Here is a 24,407-nt window from a genome sequence, read left to right as displayed (position 1 = left end):
TGAGTAACTATGTCGATCAGGCACGGGTTGCTCGCACTGCTGAGTCGAGGGCCCCGGCATGGCTACCAGTTGCGGGTGGAGTTCGAGGCGTCCACAGGGGCGACCTGGCCGCTGAACGTTGGCCAGGTCTACACGACGCTGGCCCGCATGGAGCGCGACGGCCTGGTCGAACCGGGGGAGACCGACGACCAGGGCCGGGTCGTCTACGCGATGACCGACGCCGGTCGGGCGGAGATGGAGCGGTGGTTCACCACGCCGGTCGTCCCGTCCGACCGGCCGCGCGACGAGCTGGTCATCAAGCTCGCCATGGCCGTCGAGGCGAAAGAGGTCGAGGTCGCCGAGGTCATCCGCCGGCAGCGCACCGCCACGATGCGCACGCTCCAGCAGCTCACCCGGGCCAAGCGCGACAGCGCCGAGGGGGCGGCCCGGCTGCTCGTCCTCGATTCCATGATCTTCCAGGCCGAGGCCGAGCAGCGGTGGCTCGACCACTGCGAGGCCGTTCTCAAGGAGGCACGATGACCGTCTTAGCGCTGGCCGGGGTGACCAGGGTCCATGGAGACGGTGAGACGGCCGTCCATGCCCTCAAGGGGGTGAGCCTCCAGGTCGGCGAGGGCGAGCTGGTCGCGGTCATGGGGCCGTCGGGGTCGGGCAAGTCGACCCTGCTCAACCTGGCGGGCGGCCTCGACCGGCCGACGTCGGGCGCCGTCCACGTCGACGGGCGGGATCTCGCGACCGTCCGCGACCTGGCGGCGTTACGCCGCCGCAGCGTCGGCTACGTCTTCCAGGACCTCAATCTGATCACCTCGCTGACGGCGGCGGAGAACGTGATGCTGCCCCGCGAGCTCGACGGCGTCCGGTCCCGGCGGGCCCGCGCCGAGGCGATGGCCGTGCTGACCGAGATCGGCGCGGAGTCCCTCGCCGACCGGTTCCCCGACGAGCTGTCCGGCGGCCAGCGCCAGCGGGTCGCCATCGCCCGCGCCCTCGTGGGGGAGCGCCGTCTGCTGCTGGCCGACGAGCCGACCGGCGCGCTCGACACCCCGACCGGAGACGAGATCCTCCGGCTGCTGGCCGCCCGCTGCGCGGCGGGCGCGTCGGTCCTGCTCGTGACCCATGAGCCCCGATACGCCGCCTGGGCCGACCGGGTGGTCTTCCTGCGCGACGGCGTGATCGCCGACGCCACCGACGTGCCGATGGCGAGCGCCCGATGAGCGCCCTGACGGCGGCGCTGCGCCTCTCCCGGCGCGGCGTGTGGCAGGCCCGTGGCCGCAGCGCCCTGATCATGCTCATGATCGGCCTGCCGGTCCTGGTGATCACCGGCCTCCTCGTCGCCTACGCCACCAGCACCCTCTCTCCCGAAGAGGGGATCGGCTCCCGTCTGGGCACCGCCGACGCCGCGCTGGTCCAGCTGCCCCCGGGCACGACCGTCCAGGAAGGCCCTCAAGGCGGCTCGTGGTCCAGCGGCGGCGACTCGCCCCGTCCCCCGGCCGAGCCCGCCGAGATCACGGCTCTCCTCGGCGCGGGCACCCGCCTGACCCCCTTCGCGACCGGCAGCATCCGCCTGCCCTCCGGCCTGGTCACCGCACTGGAGACCGATCTGAGCGACCCTCTCACCAGAGGGATCCTGACGCTGGGCGAAGGCAGGCTGCCCGGCGCCGGCGAGGTCGCGGTGACCCCCGCCCTCGGCCTGCGGCCCGGCGACCTGCTGCGCCCGGCCGGCGGCCCGCCGCTGAAGGTGAGCGGCATCGTCGACCACCCCCACCAGCCGACGATCCGGCAGGTGGCCGGCCCCGACCTGCCGCTCGAGACCTCCCGTGGACTGAGCGCGCTCACCACCGAGGGCCCCGGATGGCTCGCCGACACTCCGAGACCCGTCACCTGGGACGACGTGACCGCGCTCAACAAGCTCGGCCTGTCCGTCAGCTCCCGGTCCCTGCTCCTCAGCCGGCCGTATCGTCCGGGCCTGCTCTGGAACACCCCCGCCACGATCGGCGTCGCGGTCGCCGTGATCATGGCGATCCTGGTGCCCGTCCTGCTCGCCGGGCCCGCCTTCGCGGTCGGCCTGCGCAGGCGGCGCCGGGAACTGGCCGAGATCGCCGCCCAGGGCGGCTCGGCCGGGCACCTGCGGCTGATCGTGCTGGCCGACGGGCTGGTCCTCGGCGGGCTCGCCGCCCTCACCGCGACTGGGCTGGGCATCGCGGGCGGGCTTGTGGCGGTCCCGGTCATCGCGCGGTGGGGAGGACAGATCGGCCCTCCCGACATCCCGTGGGGCGAGCTCCTCCCCATCGCCGCCGTCGGGCTGTTCATCGGGGTGGTGGCGGCGCTCGTCCCTGCGCTGCAGGCGGGCCGCCAGCACACCGCGACCGTGCTGGCCGGGCGCGCGCCCGCGACCGCCCGGCGCGCCTGGCCCCTGACCTGGTCCCTGATCGGCGCGGCCCTGGTTCTCGGCGGCCTGGCCGCCAGCGTGGCGGCGCGGCGGCAGAGCGAACTGGTGTGGCCGTTCGTCGCCTCGCTGCCGATCCTGCTGGGGCTGGTGGCCCTGACCCCGTTCCTGGTCTGGTTCGCCGGCCGGATCGCCCCGCGCCTGCGGGTCCCGCTGCGGGTCGCGGTCCGTGACGCCGTCCGCAACCGGTCGCGTACGGTCAGCGCCGTGGCCGCCGTCCTCGCGGTCACCGCCCTGGCCGTGGCCGTCGGCATCGCGACGGAGAGCCAGCGGCGGGACTACCGCGACTCGTTCACCTCGGCCCGGCCGACCGGATCACTCGCCATCTGGGGCGGCACGATGCCCGACCCGACCTGGGCGAAGCTGCGCGCCGAGGCGGCCCGCCGGCTGCCGGGTGTGAAGCTCGCCACCGGCTACCACGTCCACGACGCCGAGGGCCGCCGCTACGCCATGCGCTACACCACACGCTGGAACGGCGTCCGCGTCTCCCGCACCGCCGCCGTCGGCGACCAGGATCTGCTCCGTTTCCTCCAGGGCCGCGACGACCCGGCGGCCGCCGCGGCACTGGCGAGCGGCAAGGCGGTGGTCTTCGACGCCGCCAACGTACGCGACGGCAAGATCACCCTGCGGGCCAGCGTCGCCAACCACCCCGACCGCCGGATCGAGGTCCCCGCGGTCGTCGCCACCCCCGCCGACGACCACCAGGGCGGCGCCCTCCTGCCCCGCGCCTTCCTGGAGCAGGCCGGATTCACCACCACGCCGCGCGCGCTCTACGGCGTGCGCGCCCCCGCCTTCGACGACCCGCTGTGGGGCGCCCTCGGCAAGGTGACCAACCGCGTCACCGTCACCGTCGAGCCCGGCCCCCAGGAGGGGAGCGGTCCGGTGTGGTTGTGGGTCTGGCTGGGCGCGGCGGTGATCCTCGTGGTCGGCGGCACCTTCGCCGCCACCAGGTTGGCGGCGGCCGACATGCGCCCCGACCTGGCCGCCCTGCTGGCCATCGGCGCCTCCCCCTGGACGCTACGGGCGGTCGTGGCCGGTCAGACCCTCTTCATCGCCGGTCTGGGCGCCGCCGTCGGCCTGGCGGCGGGCGCGGTGACCGGGATCGCGCTGAGCCGCCCCATGACGACCCACGGCACGGGCGACCCGGCCACCATCGCCCTCCCGTGGCCGTTCCTGATCACCCTGGTCGTGGGCCTGCCGCTCCTGGTCAGCGCGCTGGCCCTGATCACCAGGGCCCGGCCCGTCCTCGTGCGGAGACCCGCGTGATGTGCCGGCCGGGCTCGACGCCCCCATGAGAGCCGGGGGAGCCGTGAAACGGCCACGCCGGCCGAGGCAGACCCCGGCCGGCGTGTACTCGGAACCGCTGCGCTCAGTGGTAGGAGTAGATGTTCGCCGCGGGGTGGTTCTCCTGCAGCTCACGGAAGTTGCCCTCCGCGCCCCACAGGGAGCGGTAGTGGAAGACGTTGAGGGCGTGCGCCTTGGCGTGGTGGTCGAAGACGACCCAGTTGACCGGCTGGAAGTAGGTACCGACCTCGTCCGGGGTGGTCAGCGAGCCGGTGTAGCGGAAGGTCGCGTGGTTCGCGGGCAGCATGTCGTTCAGGTGGATGCCCGTGATGGCCTTCGACGCGCCGAGGGCCGGCGGCGACACGAGGAGCTTGTCGTGCTCCGTCTGGCCCAGGAACGTCTTGGCGTCGATCATCACGCCGAAGACGACATAACCGGTGCCGGTCGCCTTGGTGTGCACGAAGTGCGCCTCGAGCGGAGCGGTCGCCTGACCGGCGAACTTGTGCTCGGCGTGCCCGTGGAAGTGCACGTTGTTCAGGTTGTAGCGCTCGCCGCCGTAGGTGATGTACGGCTGGGTGCCGCCGGTGCCGATGACGAACCGGACGTCGTCGTGCTCGCTGATCTCACCGACCGGAGCCTTGTCCTGGAACAGGAGCGTTCCGCTGACGGAGGCCGGGTAGTGGATCGCGATCGCCGGGCCGGACCCCGGGCACGCCTTGGAGCGGTCGATCTGGATCGGGCTCTGGACGGCGGCGTCAGTCCCGGTGCCATGGCACTTGACCTGGGCCTGAGCCGGAACCGCCTGAGCGACTAACGGAAGGGAGAGGAGAGCAGCAGCCGCAATGGGCGCAAGACGGAAACGCACCGTTCGCCTTTCGTGCGAGGGATGCCAGGGATACGCCGCCGACGGACCGCCAATTGGGCTTTGTCCGCTTTAGGGGCGACATAAAGGCATTGGCGAGGATAGCCGAAAGAAGTGAACCGTCGCCGGGCGGGGTAGTGGCCAAAATGACCAAAAGGAGAACCTTTGGCACCGCCCCGGCTGCGGCGTCCGAAGCGTCCACCGAGCTGCACGGATCCTCCGGCACCGCGGAGCGGATGAGCGTGCGTGGGCGATCTGGGCGGCTTGCGGTCTGCTAGGTGAATTGGTGGTTATTGAAACGATTGTCGATTTCGCGTGATCGATGGTCTCGTGGCTTCCGGCCCATGGTCTTCACGCAACGAGGGAGAGGCGAGACCTCCGTCGGAGGAGGACTTCCCGGAGTCGGACGCGCGGAGGAAGGGCGGCCCGACTCCAACACTGAGGGCGCCGGCCGGCGAACCGCATCCCGACTGGCCCTTCAACCGCAGGTGACAAGCGCGCCGTGGGCCTTACCACCGTGGAACGGTGTCCGGGCTCGTCGGCGGGGGTGCCGTCTGGCAGGCGAGGAGTGCCGTTCAGGGTCGCGGAGCAATATTCTGGACGGATGCGGGCAATCATCGCGGTCTTATTGGCGGCCTCCGCCTCCCCCTGGCAGGTCGCCCAGGTCGTCCACTCTCCGGGCGACGACGTGTTCGCCGACGTCGCGGTCACCGCCGACGGCACCGTCTGGTCCGCCGGGCACCGGTACCTGAACGGCCGCCGCCAGGGGTTCGTGCAGTCACTCAAGGGCAAGGCCAGGAAGACGCTGCCCGGACGGCTGCCTGAGCTGTCGGCGGTCGCCGCCACCACGAGCCGGGTCTGGGCCTTCGGGCCCAACCGGGCCTACGCCTGGAACGGGCGCGCCTGGACGTCGTGGTCGCTCGGCACCTTCCACGCCGCCGACGCCGAGACCGTCTCCGCCCGCGACGTCTGGGCCGTCGGCGGGAACACCTCGCGGCGCTGGACCGGGTCGTCGTGGAAACGCCACCCCGTCCCCGGCGCCGCCCAGGCCGTTGACGCCGGAGGCGGGCAGGTCTGGGCCGCCGGGAGCGGCGTCTTCCACTGGTCGGGCAAGGCCTGGCGCAAGGTGAAACTGCCCGCGATCCCGCTGCCGACCGAGGACGCCACCGCCACCTTCATCGACGTCGCCGTCGTCAGCGCGCGCAACGTGTGGGCCGTCGGCGGGGTCAGCTGGGAGGGGGCCAACGCCGAGGGCGACGACGCGACCTTCTCCCGGCCGCTGGCCATGCACTGGAACGGCTCCCGGTGGCGAATGACGCTCGGGGCGACGCAGGGGCAGCCGTACACGGAGGCGGAGCCCGACGGCAAGGGCGGGGTGTGGATCGCGCAAGGCGGCTGGAACCCGCAGCTGTGGCAGGTCAGAGGCACGAGCTGGACGAGCACGCTGCTGCCCAGGCCCACCGGCTACGACGCCTCACTGGCCGCCGTGGCACGCCGGCCGGGCACTTCGCAGGTGTGGGGCAGCGGGTTCACCTCGCCGGAGGGCGACCCCGACGACCCCGGAGCCAACGCCACGCTCTGGCGCGTTTCCTGACATCGGCGCCATGACGGTCAGCCGCCCGCCGATCGGGCGCGGGCTGACGCGGCCATGAACAGTCAGGCAGGTCATCGAAAAGCATTCCGGCGTGCCGGGACACTCATCGCTTCTCATTCGATACGGGTGGAAGCCCTGAAGGTGGTTCGGTGCGCCGTTTTGCTCTGCCCGGCGCATGGGCTGGCCGTTCGGCGTCTGCACCAGACTTCGCGGAGGTCGACGGAGACGATTCACGTCAGCGCTTGAGACGCCGAATGAGCCCATACGTATCAATTTGTGATGTGCCATCGTGGAACGGCGCGGAAGCCAGACCCGGCCCGGCAGGCCCTGCTGGCCCTGGCCTACCTGCTCGAAGCGGCGAGACGGAAAGCCGGGCGCTCTCCCTGGCGGGAGCGGTGGCTCGGGATACTGCGGTCATGAGCCGGATGTTCGTCGCGCTGGTCCCGTCTCCCGCCGTGCTGAGCGAGGTCGAGCGGGCCGTGGCCCCGCTGCGGGCCGCATGGCCGCACCTCACCTGGGTCGAGCCCGCGAACTGGCACATCACCCTTGCCTTCCTCGGTGAGGTGCACGACGGGGTGCGCCCGGAGTTGAGCGTCCGGTTGGCGCGGGCGGCGCGTCACCACGCGCCGTTGCCGTTGGCCCTGGGCGGGGCGGGCACGTTCACCGGTCGGGCCAGAGCGAACGCCCTGTGGCTGGCGGTGCGCGAGCCGGGCCGCTTGGGGCGCCTGGCGGGCTCGATCGCGGCGGGAGCGCGGCGGGCCGGGGCGGGGGAGCTCGACGGGCGTCCCTATCGGGCCCACTTCACCCTCGTCAGAAGCCGTAAGGGCGCCGACCTGGCACCGCTGGCCGAGTCGTTGAGCACTTTCCAATCAGCCTTCTGGACCGCCGACCACGCCGAACTGTTCGTCAGCCACCTCGGCCCGCCCTTGCGATACGAATCCGTCGAGACCTACCCCCTGGGCACGTGACGACGAAGATCACGGGCCTGGGCCAAGACTTGCTCACCAGGCGCGCCACCGGAATTCGGCTGGGCGCGAGGTGAGCAGGGTGAATCTGGCGCGCTTGGCGGCCTCAAAATGTCCAGACGCGCCAGTACGCCTAGCGCCTCCCCAATGGCGATCCATGACCGCGATTCATGATGCGCCACGGATGGTGCATGCCCGCTCGGTCGCGATGACTGTTGGTCGCGATGCGCCTCGGACGGTGCGTGCCCGCTCATGCCTCTGCCCCCGATGACCGAGAGTGAGGCCAGACCCGCCGCTCGAAGCGCCAGCCGGCGAGATCCGCCTCCCCACACTCCCGCTCCGCCTATTCGAACAAGCTACTGTCGGTTTTCCTGACTTCAATGAGCAGAATGGGCCGCTTAGCGGCCAAAGGCCGTCCGAAAATACACGCCAGCGACAAACAGAAAAATGCACCCAAGGACCGCTCCTTACCCGTGCCAGCCCCTTCTCAACAGGTGAGACACCGCTTAGACAGAAAAGCGCAATGAAAGTTACACGCCACCTTGACGCCCCATTTCGCGCTCCTTAACCTGCTCCCACCGATATCGAGAGACCTCTCTCCATAGGGCCAAAACAATTTCTCCAGTGCCATAGGTGCGAAGGAGCAGGCTTGAACGAGCCGTTCGGTCACAGCGACGGGATCGACTCACCACAGCCGGCGACCTCGCCCCCCCAGGGCCCAGGCCTCACCATCCCCTTCAAGGCCGCCGGCCGCTCCGGCGCCTGGCCCCTCACCGTGGGCCAGAAGAACGTCCTGGAGTGGATCAGGAAAGACCACCCCGGCCCGGCGGACATCCTCTCCGCCGTGGTCCGGCCTCCCAAGGGCACCACGATGCCCATGGTCGTCGACGCCCTGAGCGCCCTGGTCACCCGCCACGAAGCGCTGCGCACCCTGCTGGAAAGCGGCAAGCAACACGTACAGGCGGAAGGAACGCTGTTCGCCGAGGTGGTCGAGGCCACCGGCGCCGACCATGACTGGCATCTGGCGGGAAACAGAGTGTTCGACCCCGCCGCCGACCTCCCCATCCGAGCGCGTGTGGTCACTCGGGGCGGGGCGCCGTTCCTGGTCGTCGTCCACGTCTCCCACGTCGCCGCCGACCTCTCGGCCATGACCGTGTTGAGGGCCGAGTTCGCCGCGCTCCTGGCGGGACGCCCGCTCGAACCCGCCGGCCACCACCCCGCCGACCGCGCGGCCTACGAGCACAGCCCTGCGGGCAGGCGGCAGCTGGACAGCTCCATCAAATACTGGGCCCGTCACATGGCCGAGCGGCCGCTGTGCTCGCTCGGGCTGCCGGTGCGGTTTCCCGAGGCCACGGGGCATCATCATCTCCTGCTCGGCTCCCGGCCCGCCGCGAAGGCGGTCGCCGACGTCGCGGCCAAGACGGGGGTGCGGCCGCTGGCCGTCGTGATGGCCGCGTTCGCGACGCTGCTGACGGGGTGGACGGGCAGTCAGGGCTGCCTGCTCAACTGCCTGTGCAGCAACCGGTTCTCGCCGGAGCTGCGGGACTACGTCGGGACGATCTCGCAGGAGACGATGATCCCGTTCACCTCCTCGCCGTCGTTCCTGGAGTCGGTCGCGCGGATGAACTCGGCCGCGCTGGCCGCCTACAAATACGGCCGGTACGACTCGGCCGAGCTCAACGCCGCCATGCGCGCGGCCGAACGGGCCCGGGGGATGCCCTGCCACCGCGACGTCGTGGTCAACAACACGACCGGCCACTCCCGGGCGATCCTGCCGGCGGCCGGGGTGGAGCCGGGCACGGCCGACCGGGTGTTCGACGCGCCCGTCACGTTCGACGTCTACCGCCTCGACGGCAAGCTCGGCTGCGGGCTCGGGCTCGACGCCCGGCTGGCCACCGCCGACGAGGCCGCCGGGCTGCTGGGCGGGGTCGAGGAGCTCATCGTGGCAGCCGCCGGCGGTGACGTCGATCCGGCGGAGTTCGGGATCCCCCAGGTCGAGCGCGGGACGGGGTGGGTGCGGGCGCGGTCGTGCTGGGTCGACCTGCCCGCCGTCCAGGCGGTGGCCGATCTCGCGCTCGGGCCGGGGGTCGTCCAGGTGGGCGCCGACGGGGAGCGTCTGGTCGGGTGGCTGCGGCAGGGCGCCGACGCCTCCAAGGCGGCCGAGGCGGTGGCGGCCGTGGTGGCGCGGGAGACGCGGCACGGCGTGGTCGCGCCGGGCGACTACGAGCCGCAGTTCATCGGCGCAAGGTTAGCGGACGGTTAACGCCGCGCTCATCGGACGCTGATCTTCGGCCCCCTAGCGTGGACGGAGCCGGAATCCGAGGGGGATCTTCTTCATGAGCAGCGACCTCGGCGGCATCGCCGGGTGGGTCATGGGCCTGATGGAGACGCTCGGGGCGCCCGGCGCCGGGATCGCCATCGCTCTGGAGAACCTCTTCCCGCCGCTGCCCAGCGAGGCGATCCTGCCGCTCGCGGGCTTCACCGCGTCCCGGGGCGACCTGTCCCTGTGGGCGGTCCTCATCTGGACGACCGCCGGTTCCGTCGTCGGCGCCGCCGCCCTCTACGGCCTGGGCGCGCTCCTCGGCCCCGAGCGGCTGATGCGGCTGGCGGCCAAGGTGCCGCTGCTGAACGTGTCGGACATCGAGAGGACGCAGGCCTGGTTCGCCCGCCACGGGCGCAAGACGGTGTTCTTCGGGCGCATGATCCCGCTGTTCCGGAGCCTGATCTCCATCCCCGCCGGGGTCGAGCGCATGCCCCTGCCGGTGTTCCTGCTCCTCACGACGCTCGGCAGCGCGATCTGGAACACCCTCTTCGTGCTGGCCGGCTACTACCTCGGCGAGAACTGGTCCCTCGTCGAGGGCTACGCGGGCATCGCCTCGAACGTCGTCATCGTCGTGGTCGCCCTGGCCGTGGTCTGGTTCGTCGTCGCCCGCCTCGTCCGGCGGCGCCGAAATGGGACAGACCCCGGGGCGGACGCGCCCCAGGGCCTGTCGGAGACGGGTTACCGCAGGTAGTCCTGCCACGGGCCGGTGATGGCCAGCTGGATGCCCGGGGTCTGGATGTTCACGAACAGGACCTTGCCGTCGGGCGAGAAGGTCGGGCCGGTGAACTCCGAGTAGGTCGGCGCGCCGTTGGTGGTGCCGATCTGGACCTGGTTGCGGGCGATCGCGTAGGTCGGGCCGCCGGGGACCGAGCTGAGCACGTGGGAGGCGCGGACGCCGTCCTCGGCCAGGACCAGGGTGCCCCACGGGGTGACGGTCACGTTGTCGGGGCCGTCGAAGGTCATGTCGGCGTACTTGGGCGACGGGCCCTCGCCCTCGGCGAATCCGTTGTGCGGGAAGTACGTGACCAGGGTGATGGTCTCGTCCTTGTAGTTGTAGAACCAGACCATGCCGTCGTGCTTGGCGGCGTCCGGGGGCAGGTCGGCGGTGGCGAAGGCGTAGCTGTTGACGATGTAGCAGCCCTCGCCGTTGCTCCAGACACCCTCGAACTTCTTGCCGCGGGTGACGGTGCCGTCGGCGAACTGCTGGCGGGTGGGCACGGTCTTCGCGTCACGGTCGGGCACCGCGATCCAGGTCACCTGGAACGGGCGGCCGAGCTGCGCCGAGGTGATGTAGGCGACGTCCGGGACGATGGTGCCGTCGTCCAGGCGGATCTGCATGGCCTCAAGGGTGCCCTCGGTGTCGCCGAGGTGCTCGGCGAAGCCCTTCTCCAGCTTGCCGCTGCTGGCGGTCCAGCGGTAGAAGAGCCCGTTGGGGCCGCTGGCGTCCTCGGAGAGGTAGACGCGGCGCTGCTTGGGCTCGACCGCGAGGGCCTCGTGGTCGTAGCGGCCGAACGCCTTGATCGGCTTGGGCAGCTGCGCCGACGAGGCGTCCGGGTAGACCTCGAAGACGTAGCCGTGGTCCTTCTGGTAGACGCCCGACTGGCCGCCGCCCGACCAGGAGCTGCCCGCCTTGTTCGACGACTCCTCGCACGTCAGCCAGGTGCCCCACGGGGTGACGCCGCCGGCGCAGTTGCGGATGGTGCCCGAGATGCCGACCCACTGGCTGAGCAGGCCGCCGTCGGGGTCGGTGTTGACCACGGTGCAGCCGCCGGACATGGGCGCGCCCGGGTCGTAGACGGTGCCGGGGATGTGCGGGACGCCGTTGGCCGAGCCCGGGCCGAGCTCGTGGTTCAGGATGAGGGTGTAGCCGGCGTGCTTCTGGCCGACGACGCCGGTGCCGTCGTGCAGGCCGGGCGTCTTGCCCTGACCGAACGCCATGTCGGTCTGGCCCTCACGGGTGACGATCCGGTAGGAGAAGCCCTCGGGGAGCGCGAGGATCCCGTTGGGGTCGTCCTTGAGCGGCGGGAACGGACGCAGCGGGCGGCCGGTGGTCCCGGTGGACGAGGCGGCCGAGGCGGGGGTCGCGGCGAGGCTGGGCAGCACTCCGCCGACAGCCAGCCCAACGGCCGTGCTTCCGAGCATTTGACGACGAGAGAGGCTCATTCATAACTCCTGCGGTACGCCCGAAGGCGGTGTTTCCCCGACCGGAAGAGTGTTGGAGTCTCACCTGAACCGCAGGCCAACGGCCCGTGGCCACAGAATGTTCATCGGACGATCACTTTGGGGGCGACAGCAGCCGCAGCCCCCGCTCGGTCGGCGAACCCGGCTCCACGTTGAAGACGCAGAGCGACTGGTCGTCGTCGCCGGGGGCCTGGAGACACTCGTAGAAGAACTCCAGCTCACCGGCGACCGGGTGGCGGAACCGCTTGGTGCCGTGGGTGCGCCGGAGCACGCGGTGGTCGTTCCACCAGCCGGTGAACTCGGGGCACTCGACGGCCAGTTCCTCCACGAGCTCGGCCAGGAGCCGGTCGTCGGGGTGGCGGCCGGCCTCCAGCCGCAGCATGCCCACGGTCTCGACGGCGCACCGCTCCCAGTCGATCAGCCGCTCGCGCGCCTCCGGGTCGAGGAGGCAGTGGCGGGCGATGTTGCGCCGGGGCGCCGGGAGGGCCTCGAAGTCGGTGATGACCGCGCGGGCCAGCCGGTTCGAGGCCAGGACGTCGGTCCGGCGTCCCATGACGAACGCCGGCACCTGGTCGAGCGTCCCCAGCATCATGTGCAGCCCCGGCCGCACCCGCTGCGGCGCGACCGTCACCCGGCGGGGCGCGGACGTGCGGGTCAGCAGCAGGTCGGTGAGGTGCTCCTGCTCGGACGGGTCCAGGCGCAGCGCCCGGCCCAGGGCGGCGACCACCTCGGGGGAGGGGTGGCCGCCCCGCCCCTGCTCCAGGCGGGTGTAGTACTCCGTGCTGACCCCGGCCAGCCGGGCGACCTCGTCGCGGCGCAGGCCCGGCACCCGGCGGATCCGCCCGTCGCCGGGCAGCCCGGTGGAGTCGGGCCGTAGCCTGGCCCGGCGGTTGCGCAGGAAGTCGGCGGTCTCATGGCTGCGGTCCATCCCCCCAGTGTCACCGCGCCCGCCCGATGCCCGAGCCGCCAGGGTGGCCCTGCGAGTACCAGCCGGACCCGGGCCACCTGTACGCCGCCGGCCACCCGTCCGCCCTGGTGAGCTGGGAGGACGAATCCCTCTCGACGAAGGCGAGACGAATGATGTCCTCCTTGGACGGCCGCGTCGCGGTGATCACCGGAGCCTCCAGCGGCATCGGCGAGGCGACCGCCGGGCACCTGGCCGCGCTGGGCGCCCGGGTCGCCCTCCTGGCCCGCCGCTCCGACCGGCTCGACGACCTGGCGGCCCGCATCGGCGAGAACGGCGGCCACGCCCTGCCCCTGGTGACCGACGTCACCGACGCCGGGGCGGTGCTGGCCGCCGCCGACCGGGTCAGGTCGGAGTGGGGCCCCGCCGACCTGCTCCTCAACAACGCCGGGGTGATGCTGCCCGCGCCCGTGGAGGAGCTGGCGGTCGGCCAGTGGCGGCGGCAGATCGACCTGAACGTCTCGGGGCTGATGAACGCCGTCGCGGCGTTCGTCCCCCATCTCGTCGAGGCCGCCGCGGCCCGGGGCGTCGCCGACCTGGTCAACACCTCCTCCATCGCGGCCCAGAGCATCCTGCCCCGCTTCGCCGTCTACTCCGGGACCAAGGCGTACGTGACGCATCTGTCCCGGCACCTGCGCGCCGAGCTGGGCGCGAAGGACGTGCGGGTCTCGGCGATCGAGCCGGGCATCGTCGGCACCGAGCTCGCGGGCCATGTCACCGACCAGGACGTCCAGGCCTGGCTGGAGAGCACCAAGGGGGTGATCGAGTGGCTGACGCCGCAGGACGTGGCGGAGACGGTGGGCTTCCTCGCGGCCCTGCCGCCCCGGGTCAACCTCCAGCAGGTGACGATCATGCCGACCCGCCAGCCGGGCTGAGGCGTCAGCGGCAGACCCCGCCGCCCTCGGTCAGCCGCCCGGTGACCGCGCGCGACAGGGCGTCGGAGAAGGTGCGGTAGTAGTCGTCGCCGGGATCGGTCACCGCGCCGGTGACGATGGCCCGCGCGCACCGCCGGAAGACCTCGCTGAACCTGCTGTAGTGGGGGATCGGCGGGCGCAGCTTCGCGTCGGCGACGGCGGCGCGCACGGTGGTGGCCAGAGTGCGGAAGTCGGCGCGGTAGGTCGCCGCGTCGGGGGAGTCGCCGAGGTCGAGGCAGCCGTCGGCGACGGTGAACCCGAGCGCGGCGAAGGTGTCGAGGTCGTAGGACTCCGACAGCACCGGGGCGTAACTCCCGCAGGTGAACAGCTCGGCCTGGGTCTGCGGCAGGGTCAGGTGGCCGATCAGCGCGCGGGCCGCCTCCGCTCGGGCGTCGTCGAGGCCGCTGGAGATCGCCAGCACCGAGCCGCCGAGCACCCCGCCGGGCACCGGCTGGATCGTGAACGACAGGCGGCCGTCGTCGGTGCGGAACCGGTCGGCGGCGGCCAGCGCGCCGAACGACGACGGCCAGTTGCGCATCACCACCGGCCCGGGGGACAGGCGGAACTCCTCGACGCTGTCGCGCTCCTTGAACTCGGCCGAGGCGCGCATGCCCGGGTTCTCCCGGTAGAGGCGGGCCCACCGGTCGAGGCCCGGCTGGAAGGCCCGCCGCAGCGCGGCGGCGTCCGGCACCTCCTGGCCGAAGTTGGCGAGATTGGCCAGGCCGATGGCCTCCATGAGGTTGACCGAGGCGCCCTCGTAGTCGTCGTCGAGCTGCACGATGACCGTGCCGGTGACCGGGCTCCCGGTCACCGGCTCACGTCCCCACGCGCGCCGGACGAGCTCGGCGGTGTCGCCCCGCGAGTAGAGCAGCGGTACGTCGGCGGCGAACGGCACGCCGTACTGACGGCCCTGGTAGGCGCCCGCCTCCACGGTCCGGGGCAGGAACGAGCGGCCGGCCGGCAGGGTCACCTCGCTGATCGCGCCGGAGGCGGCGAACTCGGCCAGGTGGGCCACGTCGAGGATCAGCACGTCGAACGGGCAGTCGCCGGCGGAGGCGGCCATCTCGACCCGCTTCTCGTCGGTGACGGGGGAGATCTGGGTGAAGGAGGCCCGGTAGCCGTTGTGGCTCCAGGCTCCGATGATCCGGGCCCGCTGCTGGTCGACGCTCTCGTCCCAGCCCGCCGCCACAGTCAGGACTCCGGCGGGGGAGGCGCAGGCGGACGTGCCGGAGGACCGCCAGGGCGGTCCGAAGGCGAGCCAGCCGAGCACCGCGCCCACCAGGGCGCCGGCCAGCAGACGGCGGATCATGCGGACCTCGCCCAGGTCAGCAGGCGCTCGACGTCGAGATCGGCGAGCCGGACACAGGTCACCGAAGCGTCCTGGTCTCCGGGTTCGGGCAGGGCGCCGGGACAGGGGGAGGGGCCGACGTTGACGATGGCCAGCCGTGCCTCGGTGGCCAGCCCGCTCACCCGCCGCTGGAGGCCGGACACGGTGCCGCGCAGGTCGGCGGCGGTGCCGGGCGCGGTGTCGGTGACGGCCACGAACACGTCGGCGTCGGCGCGGGCGGCCGCCAGCAGCCCGACCGCGGTGTCGAGGTCGAGGTCCCAGGCGCGGGGCGTCCACTGCTGCACGTACCGGCGGATGTCGTCGGCCTGGAGTGCGGCGGTCTCCAGCGCGTACTCCTGCCGGATCTCCGGCGGTCCGTCGCCGCCCGCGGCGAGACGGCGCGGCACGGTGAGGGAGACCTCGTCGGTCGACCGCAGCGCGTCGAGGATGTCCTCGACCGCGCCGACCCCGCCGGGCAGGTGGGCCCGCATCGACCCCGACCCGTCGAGCAGCAGCGCGACGGCGACGCTGCGCTCGGCCCGCACGGCGGCGGCCAGCGCCGTGCGCAGGTCGGCGAGCGTCTGCGACGGAGAGGGCCCGGCGGGCGCGGGCGGCCCGAAGTGGCGGCTCCCCAATCGCTGCTCGGCCGCCAGCCACAGCGCCAGCCTCCGCACCGCCGCCGCACGGGCCGCGCCCCGCCGGTCGGGCCAGGTCAGCAGCACCGCCGGGTAGTCGAGGCGGCCCAGCGGCGCGACCAGCGGCAACTGCTCCCACTGTCCCTGACCGAGCGGGGTGGCGCAGCGGTCGCGCAGCCCGTCCTGGTACTGCCGGCGAAGATGAGCCGGTACGACCAGAGCCGACCTCCGCAGCTCCTCACTGGTGGCCGTGGTGGTCGCGGGCCCGAGCATGGTGCCGTCCCGGAACCGGCAGAGCAGCTCCAGCGGGTCGGCGTACCGGCTCGTGTCGGCGGCCCGCAGCCTGCTCTCCGCTTCTGCCGTCGACCCGAAGACGGCCGACTCGCCGATCATCGGCATCGCCGCCAGCCCCGTGCCGGACATGAGCGGGTCGGCCCGCCGGACCTGCCTGCCCTCCTGGGTGAAGTGACGCAGCAGCAGATCCCGTGTCTCCGCCGGCCCGGCGGCGGCCGCGCCGGCGAGGGTGTCCTGCAGTCGGCGGCGCTGCGCCTCCGGCACCGCCAGCACCAGGTCGTCGGTGGCCACCGACCCCAGCCGCTGCGCCGCCACCCCCTGAGCCACCCCGGGAACCGTCAGCACGGCGTCGGCCACCGCGGTGCTCTCCGCCACCCACATGTCCGGGCGCGGCCCCAGCAACCGCGCCCCGTCGCCGGTACGCCACCCGGCCGCCATCGCCCCCGCCAGCCGCGACACCGGCGGAGCGGGCCGCACCCCGACCCGCACCAGCGGGCACCCGGCGACGGCCAGCCCGGCCTCGTGCTCCCGCGCGAGCGCGTCGAAGTCGCCGACGTCCTCGGGCGGGACCATGACGGTCAGTTCGAGCGGCGGCGCGCACGGGTCGTTCCGCAGCGCCAGCCAGCGGTCGAAGGTCAGCCCCAGCGACACCACGCCCATGGCGGTGACCACGACCAGCAGCCACAGCAGCCCCGGCCAGGCCTTCCGCCAGAGCCCGACGAACCGGTTGCGGATCCCCCGCCGGCTCATCAGCCACCCCACCGTGAGCCCCACCAGCAGGACGAACCCGCCCGCCGTGGCGAGCTGCGCCGCCCACGGGTCGTCGCCGACGAGCTCCTTGAGGATCGCGTTCCCGCCCGCGACCAGGGTGGTCAGGGCCGCGACGACCGCCGCGGCGGCCTCCAGGAAACGGACCGCCTTGGTGAGCCGCGTCGGCCGTTCCTCGCCCTCGGCCGGGGGCGTGGACTCGGTCATGATTCCATCCTGCCCCGGGAGACGCGGGTGAGGCCGGTGCATAGGATCGCCGGTATGGCATTGCGACCTGTCCAGGTGAACGTCAAGGCGGTCGATGCCCCGGCGGTCGGCCGGTTCTGGGCGCAGGCGCTCGGCTGGACCGCGTACAGCCCCGGCGTGACAACCTACGTCGGCCCCGCCGGTGGCCTCGTCTGGCCCCACCCGGTCTTCCTCGGCGTCGACGTCGTCCCCGTCCCCGAGCCGAAGACGGCCGCGAAGAACCGGGTGCACCTCGACCTGGCCACCACCTCCGAGGCCCACCAGGCGGAGCTGGTCGCGCGCCTCCGGCAGGCGGGCGCGACGCCCGTCGACATCGGCCAGGGCGAGGTGCCGTGGACGGTCCTCGCCGACCCGGAGGGCAACGAGTTCTGCGTGCTGGAACCCCGGGAGGTCTACCGGGACACCGGCCCGATCGCCGCGGTGGTCGTCGACTGCGCCGACCCACGGGCGACGGCCCGGTTCTGGGCCGGGGCGACCGGCTGGACGCCCCACCGGGTGACCGACGCGTACGCGACGCTGCGCTCGGCCGAGGGCGCCGGCCCCTACCTGGAGTTCCTCCGCGTGCCGGGCGGGAAGACCGGGCCCGGCCGTCTCCACCTCGACCTGCTGCCCTCACCCGGCGACGACGGGGCGGCGGAGGTGACCCGGCTGCGGGACCTGGGCGCGAGCGACTTGGACCTGGGGCAGGGCGACGTCCCGTGGACGTGCCTGACCGACCCGGAGGGCCACGAGTTCTGCGTCCTGGCCGGGCCCTGACGGTCTGCGCCTATCCTTCTCGGGTGAATCTGCGGTTTGCGAATCGCGCGTCCGACTCGCCCTGGATCGACACCGTGTGGACGTGCACGAGCGAGCGGGTGTCGGAGATGACCTCGGTGGCGGCGGTCTGCTGGGGCCTGGTGTTCCACGAACGCGACGGCGGGACGTACGCGAGCGTCACCGGCCCCGAGACCCGGACCGGCACCGCCCCCGTGCCGGAGGGCGCGACCTTCGTCGGCATCGAGTTCGCCGTGGGCACCTGGCTCCGGGCCGCGCCCGCGCCGACCCTGGTCGACGGCGGCCTCGAACTCCCCGGCACCACCCGCACGACGTTCCGCCTGGACGGCCACCGCTGGGACATCCCCGGCCCCGACGACGCCGAGGCCCTGGTCGACCGGCTGGTGCGCGCCGGATTGGTGGTCCGCGACCCGCTCGTCGCCGAGATCCGCCGGGGCCACCGCCCCGAGGTCTCCGACCGCACCGTCGAACGCCGTTTCCGCGCCGCGACCGGTCTGACCCGGGGCGCGGTCCGCCAGATCGAACGCGTCCGCGCCGCCGCCGCGCTGCTGGCCGCCGGCACCCCGGTCGCCGACGTCGTCACCAAGTTCGACTACTTCGACGAGCCCCACCTGGCTCGCGCCCTGCGCCGCTACGTGGGGCGTACCGCCGGGCAGCTCCGCGAGGGCACCGGCGGCGCGATCGCCCTGAACCTGGACCTGGACCTGAACCTGGATCAGCCGACGACGTCGTAGAGCAGCTTGACGATCCCGTTCGGGTAGGACTCCGACGCCCGCAGGCGCAGCGTCCGCTTGTCGATGTCGGCGTCGCTGAACAGGCTCTTGCCCGCTCCGAGCAGCACCGGGAAGACGAGCAGGTTGTACCGGTCGATCAGACCGGCCTCCGACAGCCGCCGGGCGAGCTCCGCGCTGCCGTGGATGAAGATCGCGCCGCCCTCGCCCTTCTTGAGCTCGGCGACGTCCTCGGCCGACCGCAGGATCGTCGTCGGCCCCCACCCCTCGACGAGCGCCGAGTCGGGCAGCGTGGCGGAGACCACGTACTTGGGCAGCTCCTTGTAGGGGGCGTGGTCGTCGGAGTCGCGCCAGGTGGGGGCGAACATCTCGTAGCTGCGCCGCCCGAACATCAGCGCCGTCGTCTCCTCCAGCTCCTCGCCCTTCAGCGAGAACGCCTCGGGGAGGAACTCGATGTCCTTGACCACCCAGCCACCGCTCCGGTGGTCCTCACCCGGCCCGCCGCCGGGGGAGTCGACCTTGCCGTCGAGCGAAACGAACGCGGTGTACACGAGTTCACGCATGCGTAGTTCTCCTCAGTGCCGGGACGGTGCTGCCCGGCAATGCTAGGAAGCGGCCGTGCGCCCGTCTTGTACGGAAACGTCAGTGGGACAGGAAGTCCGACAGCTGCGGCGAGTACGTGGTGTGCAGGACCAGTGTCGCCGCCCCGATCACGGCCGCGTCCGCGCCCAGCGGAGAGGCGGCCACGTCGACGACCCGGACGTGCCGGGACAGCGGCCGGGTGGACAGCGCGGCGGCGACGGCCGCGACGAACCGGTCCTCGACGTGCTCGATGCCGTGGCCGCCCAGGACGATGAGGTCGACGTCGACGAAGTTGGCGACGCTGACGGCGATCGAGGCGACGTGCCGGGCGGCCTCGTCGACGACCTCGACGGCGAGCGGGTCGCCCTGCGCCGCCGCGAGCAGGATCGCGGCGTGGTCGACGGAGGCCGGGTCGATACCGTAGGGGCCGGACAGCGCGCCGGCGCGTCCGGCGGCGAGCCGCTCGTGCACCTGGGCGACGAGCGCCGACGGGTTGACGAGGCTTTCGAGGCAGCCGTGGTTGCCGCAGTAGCACTCGGGTCCGTCGGCGAGGACGGTCGAGTGGCCGAACTCGCCGGCGTTCAGCGAACCGCCCCGGTAGACCTGGTGGTTGAGGATGAGGCCGCCGCCGACGCCGGTGCCGAAGAAGAGGTAGGCGAAGTGGGCCACCCCCTTGCCCGCGCCGGACCACCGTTCGCCGACGGCGGCGGCGGTGGCGTCGTTGTCGAGCGTGACCGGCAGCCCGGTGGCCTCGGCGAGCATGCGCTGCACCGGCACGCGCGTCCAGTTCGCGAGCTGGGGCGGGGCGACGATGAGGCCGAGGTTCTGGTCCAGCGGGCCCGGCGCGGCCAGCCCGACGCCCAGCACCCGCTCGGCGGGGACCCGCGACTCGGTCAGCACCTCGCCGACGAGCGCGGCCATCGCGGCGACGACGTCGGCGGGGTCGGTGCCCGGGGCCACCGGCCGCCGCCGGACGGCCAGCGGCCTGCCCATGAGGTCGACCACCGTGCAGGTGAGTTTCACCGGGTCGAAGTGGACGCCGATCGCGGCCCGCGCGTCGGGGTTGAGGCGGAGTGTGGTGCGCGGCTTGCCTCCGTTGAGGACGCGGCTGGCGCCGTCCTCCCGCACCATGCCCTCGTCGATGAGCCGGCGGACGATGCCGGAGACGGTCTGCGGAGTGAGCCCGGTGCGTTCGGCGATCTCAACCCGGCTGATGCCGTCGGCGAGCTGGATTTGGTCCAGCACCACTGCCTGGTTGTATCGTCCCACTTTGGGAAGGTTTGTACCTGCCTGTCGCACTCATGGTCCTTCCTGCTCGTCTGACGGGTCACAGTCTGCACCAGAGCGTTGACTTAGTAAATCCATTGGATTTATTGTCCTTCGGATAGTTCTAACAACTAAGTCATGAATCAAGTGAGGAAAAGCTGTGACCACGGAGACTCGGACATGAGGAGTGCTCCGGTCCTGCTGGAGATGCGGTCGATCACCAAGACGTTTCCCGGTGTCACCGCGCTGGCCGATGTGAACCTCGAGGTCCGGCAGGGCGAGATCCACGCCATCTGCGGGGAGAACGGCGCCGGCAAGTCGACGCTCATGAAGGTGCTCAGCGGCGTCCATCCCCACGGGACCTACACCGGCGAGATCGTCTACCAGGGCGAGCCGGTGCGCTTCTCCGACATCCGCGCGAGCGAGCACGCGGGCATCGTCATCATCCACCAGGAGCTCGCGCTGGTGCCGGGCATGTCGATCACCGAGAACATCTTCCTCGGCAACGAGCCGCGCAAGCGGGGCGGGATCGACTGGAAGGCTGCGCAGCGGCGCGCGCTGGAGCTGATGGCGGAGGTCGGGCTCCAGGAGGACCCCGACACCCTCGTCAAGGACATCGGCGTCGGCAAGCAGCAGCTCGTCGAGATCGCCAAGGCGTTCGCCAAGGACGTGAGACTGCTCATCCTCGACGAGCCCACCGCGGCGCTCAACGAGGCCGACTCCCGGCACCTGCTCGACCTGCTGCGCGGCATCCGCGGGCGCGGGGTGACCTCGATCATCATCTCCCATAAGCTGAACGAGATCGAGGCCGTCGCCGACACCATCACCATCCTGCGCGACGGCCGCACGATCGAGAGCCTCGACGTCAAGGCCGACGGCGTCAACGAGGACCGCATCGTGCGCGGCATGGTCGGCCGCGAGCTGCACAGCCGCTTCCCCGACCACACGCCGAACATCGGCGAGGTCTTCTTCGAGGTGCGCGACTGGACCGTCCGCCACCCCATCTCGGCCGACCGGCTGGTGTGCAAGGGGTCGAGCTTCAACGTCCGGCGCGGCGAGATCGTCGGGTTCGCCGGCCTCATGGGCGCCGGGCGCACCGAACTGGCGATGAGCCTGTTCGGCCGCTCCTACGGCGTCTACCTGAGCGGCCAGATCTTCAAGGACGGCGAGGAGGTCCGGCTCCGCACGGTGTCCGAGGCCATCGACCACGGCCTGGCCTACGTCAGCGAAGACCGCAAGGCGATCGGCCTCAACCTGCTCGACGACATCAAGACCTCGATGGTCGCGGCCAAGCTGCCGAAGGTCGCCCACCACGGCGTCATCGACCAGGTGCGCGAGTACCGCTACGCCGAGGAGTACCGCCAGAGCCTGCGGGTCAAGACCCCCAGCGTCGACGAGGGCGTCACCAAGCTGTCGGGCGGCAACCAGCAGAAGGTCGTGCTGGCCAAGTGGATGTTCACCGACCCCGACCTGCTGATCCTCGACGAACCCACCCGCGGCATCGACGTGGGCGCCAAGTACGAGATCTACGGCATCATCCAGCGGCTGGCCGACCAGGGGAAGGGCGTCATCGTCATCTCCTCGGAGCTGCCCGAGCTCATCGGCCTGTGCGACCGCATCTACACGGTCTTCGAAGGCACGGTCACCGGTGAGGTCCCCCGCGCCGAGGCCGATCCGGAGCACCTCATGAAACAGATGACCTCTACCAAGAAGACGCCGATCCGATGAGCCGAATCAAAGACCTCCAGAAGAACCTGTTCGGGGGCACCACCTCCAACGCCCGCCAGTTCGGCATGATCTTCACCCTCGTGGCCATCGTGCTGCTGTTCCAGATCTGGACCAACGGCCTCACGCTGACCTCGGGCAACCTGATCGCCGTCGTCAGCCAGTACTCCTACATCCTCATCCTGGCCATCGGCATGCTGATGGTGATCGTGGCCGGGCACATCGACCTGTCGGTCGGCTCGGTCGCCGCCTTCACCGGCATCGTGGTGGCCAAGGCCATGCAGGAGTTCTCCCTGCCCTGGCCGGTGGGCATCCTGCTCGGGCTCGCCGTCGGCGCGCTGATCGGCGCCTGGCAGGGCTTCTGGGTCGCCTACGTCGGCGTGCCGGCGTTCATCGTGACGCTGGCCGGCATGCTGCTGTTCCGCGGCGGCAACCAGTACATCGGCAACGCCGACACCGTCCCGGTGCCCGAGGGGTTCCGCGCGATCGGGGCCGGGTTCCTGCCCGAGGTGGGCCCGGACACCGGCTACAACAACCTGACGCTGCTGCTCGGCCTGGCCGCGTGCGCGGCCGTGATCTGGCGGGAGCTGAAGTCGCGCCAGACCCGGCGCGAGATGAACGCCGACGTCGCGCCGATGTGGATCTCGGTGCTGCGGATGGCGGTCATGGTCGGCGTCATCGTGTTCGCCACCCTGCGCTTCGCCGGCGGCCGGGTCGGCACCAGCCTGCCGATCTCCGGCATCATCCTGATCGGCCTGGTGCTGGTGTACTCCCACTACACCCGCAACACCATCGGCGGCCGGCACATCTACGCCGTGGGCGGCAACTCCCGCGCCGCCGAACTGTCCGGCGTGAAGCTGAAGCGGGTCAACTTCCTCGTCATGATGAACATGTCCGTCCTGGCCGCGCTGGCCGGGATGATCTTCGTGGCGCGGTCGTCGGCCTCCGGCCCCCAAGACGGGCTGAGCTGGGAGCTCGACGCCATCGCGGCCGTCTTCATCGGCGGCGCGGCCGTCTCCGGCGGCCTCGGCACCATCAGCGGGTCGATCGTCGGCGGCCTGGTCATGGCCCTGCTCAACAACGGCCTGCAGCTCGAAGGCGTCGGCTCGGACATGGTCCAGATCATCAAGGGCCTGGTCCTGCTCCTGGCGGTCGCCTTCGACGTCTACAACAAGAGCCAGGGGCGGTTCTCGATCATCGGGACGCTGATGCGGCCCTTCCGCCGCGACGATCCGCCCCCACCGACCGGCACGACCTCCCTGACGGACGCCGGCAAAGCGCCGGTCTCCGGCTGACCCATCCCCCGGGCGCGTCCCCACGCGCTCGTGACATCACCTCTGAAGAAGGGCTCGTTCCACCATGCGGAAATATCTGACCAGGAGCGTCGCGATGATCGGCGTCGCGGCGCTGCTCACGCTGAGCGCCTGCGGCTCCGAGCGCGAAGGCGCGGCCCCCGCCGACGCCGGCGGCAGCGCGGCCCCCGCCAAGGGCTTCGCCGCCGACGCCCTCATCGGGGTGGCCCTGCCGTCCAAGACCTCCGAGAACTGGGTCCTCGCCGGCGACCTGTTCACCAACGGCCTCAAGGAGGCCGGGTTCACCTCCGACGTCCAGTACGCGGGCGCCTCCACCACCGTCGCCGACCAGCAGGCCCAGATCTCCGCCATGGTCACCAAGGGCGCGAAGGTCATCGTGATCGGCGCGACCGACGCCGCGCAGCTCACCACCCAGGTCAAGCAGGCCAAGGAGGCCGGCGCGACGGTCATCGCCTACGACCGGCTGATCACCAACACCCCCGACGTCGACTACTACATCGCCTTCGACAACTTCAAGGTCGGCCAGCTCCAGGGCCAGGCGCTCCTGGACGGCATGAAGGCCAAGAAGCCCGAGGGCCCGTGGACGATCGAGCTGTTCTCCGGCTCGCCCGACGACAACAACGCGGGCGTGTTCTTCAACGGCGCGATGGACGTGCTCAAGCCGCTCATCGACAAGGGCGACGTCGTGGTCGGCTCCGGCCAGACCGACGTCAAGCAGACCGCCATCCAGGGCTGGAAGGCCGAGGGCGCCCAGCAGCGCATGGACTCCCTGATCACCTCCACCTACAACGGCGACAAGAAGCTCGACGGCGTCCTGTCCCCGAACGACACCCTGGCCCGCGCGATCATCACCTCGGTCAAGGGCGCCGGCAAGGACATCCCCGTCGTGACCGGCCAGGACTCGGAGGTCGAGTCGGTCAAGTCGATCATGGCCGGTGAGCAGTACTCGACGATCAACAAGGACACCCGCAAGCTGGTCGCCGAGACGATCGGCATGGTGAAGTCGCTGCAGGCCGGCAACGAGCCGACGATCAACGACAAGGAGTCGTACGACAACGGCGTCAAGGTCGTGCCGTCGTACCTGCTCCCGCCGGTCATCGTGACCAAGGACAACGCCGCCGAGGCGTACGCCAACGACCCGAAGCTGGCCCCCCTGACCCAGGGCTGACACAGGGCTGACACAGGGCTGAGTTCGGCGGACCGCCCGATCCGCGCCTCC

20 protein-coding genes are annotated in these 24,407 nt (G+C 71.7%); 13 read left to right on the top strand and 7 right to left on the bottom strand.

Features of this window, described 5'->3' with window-relative positions; all coding sequences use genetic code 11:
- Window positions 1-9 precede the first annotated feature (9 nt).
- The 3 genes from AW270_RS18350 to AW270_RS18340 are packed head-to-tail and all read left to right on the top strand — an operon-like array spanning window position 10 to window position 3,706.
- Window positions 10-519: a PadR family transcriptional regulator gene (locus tag AW270_RS18350; protein WP_061295744.1), complete on the top strand. Its 510-nt coding sequence runs from the start codon at window positions 10-12 to the stop codon at window positions 517-519.
- Entirely contained in the window at window positions 516-1,208 is a 693-nt protein-coding gene (locus AW270_RS18345; protein WP_061295741.1) for an ABC transporter ATP-binding protein, read from the top strand. Before AW270_RS18350 ends, AW270_RS18345 begins: the two co-directional genes overlap by 4 nt.
- A complete protein-coding gene (locus AW270_RS18340; protein WP_061295739.1) occupies window positions 1,205-3,706 on the top strand; it encodes an FtsX-like permease family protein in 2,502 nt (833 codons plus the stop codon). Before AW270_RS18345 ends, AW270_RS18340 begins: the two co-directional genes overlap by 4 nt.
- A gap of 103 nt (window positions 3,707-3,809) precedes the next feature.
- Here the strand turns inward: AW270_RS18340 and AW270_RS18335 are convergent, their stop codons facing one another.
- On the bottom strand, window positions 3,810-4,589 hold the full coding sequence (locus AW270_RS18335; RefSeq protein ID WP_061295734.1) for a carbonic anhydrase family protein: 780 nt from the start codon (window positions 4,587-4,589) through the stop codon (window positions 3,810-3,812).
- 601 nt (window positions 4,590-5,190) lie between these two features.
- Here AW270_RS18335 and AW270_RS18330 point away from each other — a divergent pair.
- The 4 genes from AW270_RS18330 to AW270_RS18315 all read left to right on the top strand — a co-directional run bounded on the left by AW270_RS18330 (window position 5,191) and on the right by AW270_RS18315 (window position 10,159).
- Window positions 5,191-6,180 carry a hypothetical protein gene (locus AW270_RS18330; RefSeq protein ID WP_157522178.1) on the top strand — a complete coding sequence of 330 codons (990 nt, stop codon included), beginning with the start codon at window positions 5,191-5,193 and terminating at the stop codon, window positions 6,178-6,180.
- A 416-nt stretch (window positions 6,181-6,596) separates the two neighbouring features.
- Window positions 6,597-7,148, top strand: coding sequence for an RNA 2',3'-cyclic phosphodiesterase (thpR, locus tag AW270_RS18325; protein ID WP_061295726.1), 552 nt, complete (start codon window positions 6,597-6,599; stop codon window positions 7,146-7,148).
- 646 nt (window positions 7,149-7,794) lie between these two features.
- Window positions 7,795-9,408 carry a condensation domain-containing protein gene (locus tag AW270_RS18320; protein ID WP_061295723.1) on the top strand — a complete coding sequence of 538 codons (1,614 nt, stop codon included), beginning with the start codon at window positions 7,795-7,797 and terminating at the stop codon, window positions 9,406-9,408.
- A gap of 73 nt (window positions 9,409-9,481) precedes the next feature.
- Window positions 9,482-10,159: a DedA family protein gene (locus AW270_RS18315; RefSeq protein WP_061295718.1), complete on the top strand. Its 678-nt coding sequence runs from the start codon at window positions 9,482-9,484 to the stop codon at window positions 10,157-10,159.
- Here the strand turns inward: AW270_RS18315 and AW270_RS18310 are convergent.
- Together AW270_RS18310 and AW270_RS18305 are read right to left on the bottom strand one after the other, a co-directional pair.
- Entirely contained in the window at window positions 10,147-11,610 is a 1,464-nt protein-coding gene (locus AW270_RS18310) for an alkaline phosphatase PhoX (RefSeq protein WP_218009264.1), read from the bottom strand. The two genes, AW270_RS18315 and AW270_RS18310, sit on opposite strands and share 13 nt — an antisense overlap.
- A 133-nt stretch (window positions 11,611-11,743) precedes the next feature.
- On the bottom strand, window positions 11,744-12,577 hold the full coding sequence (locus AW270_RS18305; protein WP_061295712.1) for a helix-turn-helix transcriptional regulator: 834 nt from the start codon (window positions 12,575-12,577) through the stop codon (window positions 11,744-11,746).
- A 149-nt stretch (window positions 12,578-12,726) separates the two neighbouring features.
- Here AW270_RS18305 and AW270_RS18300 point away from each other — a divergent pair, with 149 nt between their 5' ends.
- Window positions 12,727-13,488, top strand: a complete 762-nt coding sequence (locus AW270_RS18300; protein WP_157522175.1) for an SDR family oxidoreductase — start codon at window positions 12,727-12,729, stop codon at window positions 13,486-13,488.
- A gap of 4 nt (window positions 13,489-13,492) precedes the next feature.
- On the opposite strand, the gene AW270_RS18295 is transcribed toward AW270_RS18300, so the two are convergent.
- On the bottom strand, window positions 13,493-14,836 hold the full coding sequence (locus AW270_RS18295; protein ID WP_061295706.1) for an extracellular solute-binding protein: 1,344 nt from the start codon (window positions 14,834-14,836) through the stop codon (window positions 13,493-13,495).
- Window positions 14,833-16,758 carry a hypothetical protein gene (locus AW270_RS18290; RefSeq protein WP_061295701.1) on the bottom strand — a complete coding sequence of 642 codons (1,926 nt, stop codon included), beginning with the start codon at window positions 16,756-16,758 and terminating at the stop codon, window positions 14,833-14,835. The genes AW270_RS18295 and AW270_RS18290 overlap by 4 nt, the downstream gene beginning before the upstream one ends.
- A gap of 54 nt (window positions 16,759-16,812) precedes the next feature.
- Here AW270_RS18290 and AW270_RS18285 point away from each other — a divergent pair, with 54 nt between their 5' ends.
- Both AW270_RS18285 and AW270_RS18280 read left to right on the top strand, forming a co-directional pair.
- Window positions 16,813-17,553: a VOC family protein gene (locus tag AW270_RS18285; protein ID WP_061295697.1), complete on the top strand. Its 741-nt coding sequence runs from the start codon at window positions 16,813-16,815 to the stop codon at window positions 17,551-17,553.
- A gap of 23 nt (window positions 17,554-17,576) precedes the next feature.
- Window positions 17,577-18,305, top strand: a complete 729-nt coding sequence (locus AW270_RS18280) for a helix-turn-helix domain-containing protein (RefSeq protein ID WP_082801636.1) — start codon at window positions 17,577-17,579, stop codon at window positions 18,303-18,305.
- Here AW270_RS18280 and AW270_RS18275 read toward each other — a convergent pair.
- Window positions 18,287-18,865, bottom strand: coding sequence for a dihydrofolate reductase family protein (locus tag AW270_RS18275; RefSeq protein ID WP_061295694.1), 579 nt, complete (start codon window positions 18,863-18,865; stop codon window positions 18,287-18,289). The two genes, AW270_RS18280 and AW270_RS18275, sit on opposite strands and share 19 nt — an antisense overlap.
- Window positions 18,866-18,944: 79 nt before the next feature.
- Window positions 18,945-20,132, bottom strand: a complete 1,188-nt coding sequence (locus AW270_RS18270) for an ROK family transcriptional regulator (protein WP_218009263.1) — start codon at window positions 20,130-20,132, stop codon at window positions 18,945-18,947.
- A 198-nt stretch (window positions 20,133-20,330) separates the two neighbouring features.
- Here AW270_RS18270 and mmsA point away from each other — a divergent pair, with 198 nt between their 5' ends.
- From mmsA to AW270_RS18255, 3 genes are all read left to right on the top strand, one after another.
- Window positions 20,331-21,878: a multiple monosaccharide ABC transporter ATP-binding protein gene (gene mmsA / locus AW270_RS18265; RefSeq protein ID WP_061295685.1), complete on the top strand. Its 1,548-nt coding sequence runs from the start codon at window positions 20,331-20,333 to the stop codon at window positions 21,876-21,878.
- Window positions 21,875-23,170, top strand: coding sequence for a multiple monosaccharide ABC transporter permease (gene mmsB / locus AW270_RS18260; RefSeq protein ID WP_061295682.1), 1,296 nt, complete (start codon window positions 21,875-21,877; stop codon window positions 23,168-23,170). The genes mmsA and mmsB overlap by 4 nt, the downstream gene beginning before the upstream one ends.
- A gap of 64 nt (window positions 23,171-23,234) precedes the next feature.
- Window positions 23,235-24,356: a substrate-binding domain-containing protein gene (locus AW270_RS18255; RefSeq protein WP_082801635.1), complete on the top strand. Its 1,122-nt coding sequence runs from the start codon at window positions 23,235-23,237 to the stop codon at window positions 24,354-24,356.
- Window positions 24,357-24,407: the final 51 nt, after the last annotated feature.

Source organism: Herbidospora cretacea, assembly GCF_001570605.1.
Taxonomy (GTDB): domain Bacteria; phylum Actinomycetota; class Actinomycetes; order Streptosporangiales; family Streptosporangiaceae; genus Herbidospora; species Herbidospora cretacea.
Note: the sequence above shows the minus strand (reverse complement) of the source record. Positions and strands in the feature narration are given on the sequence as shown.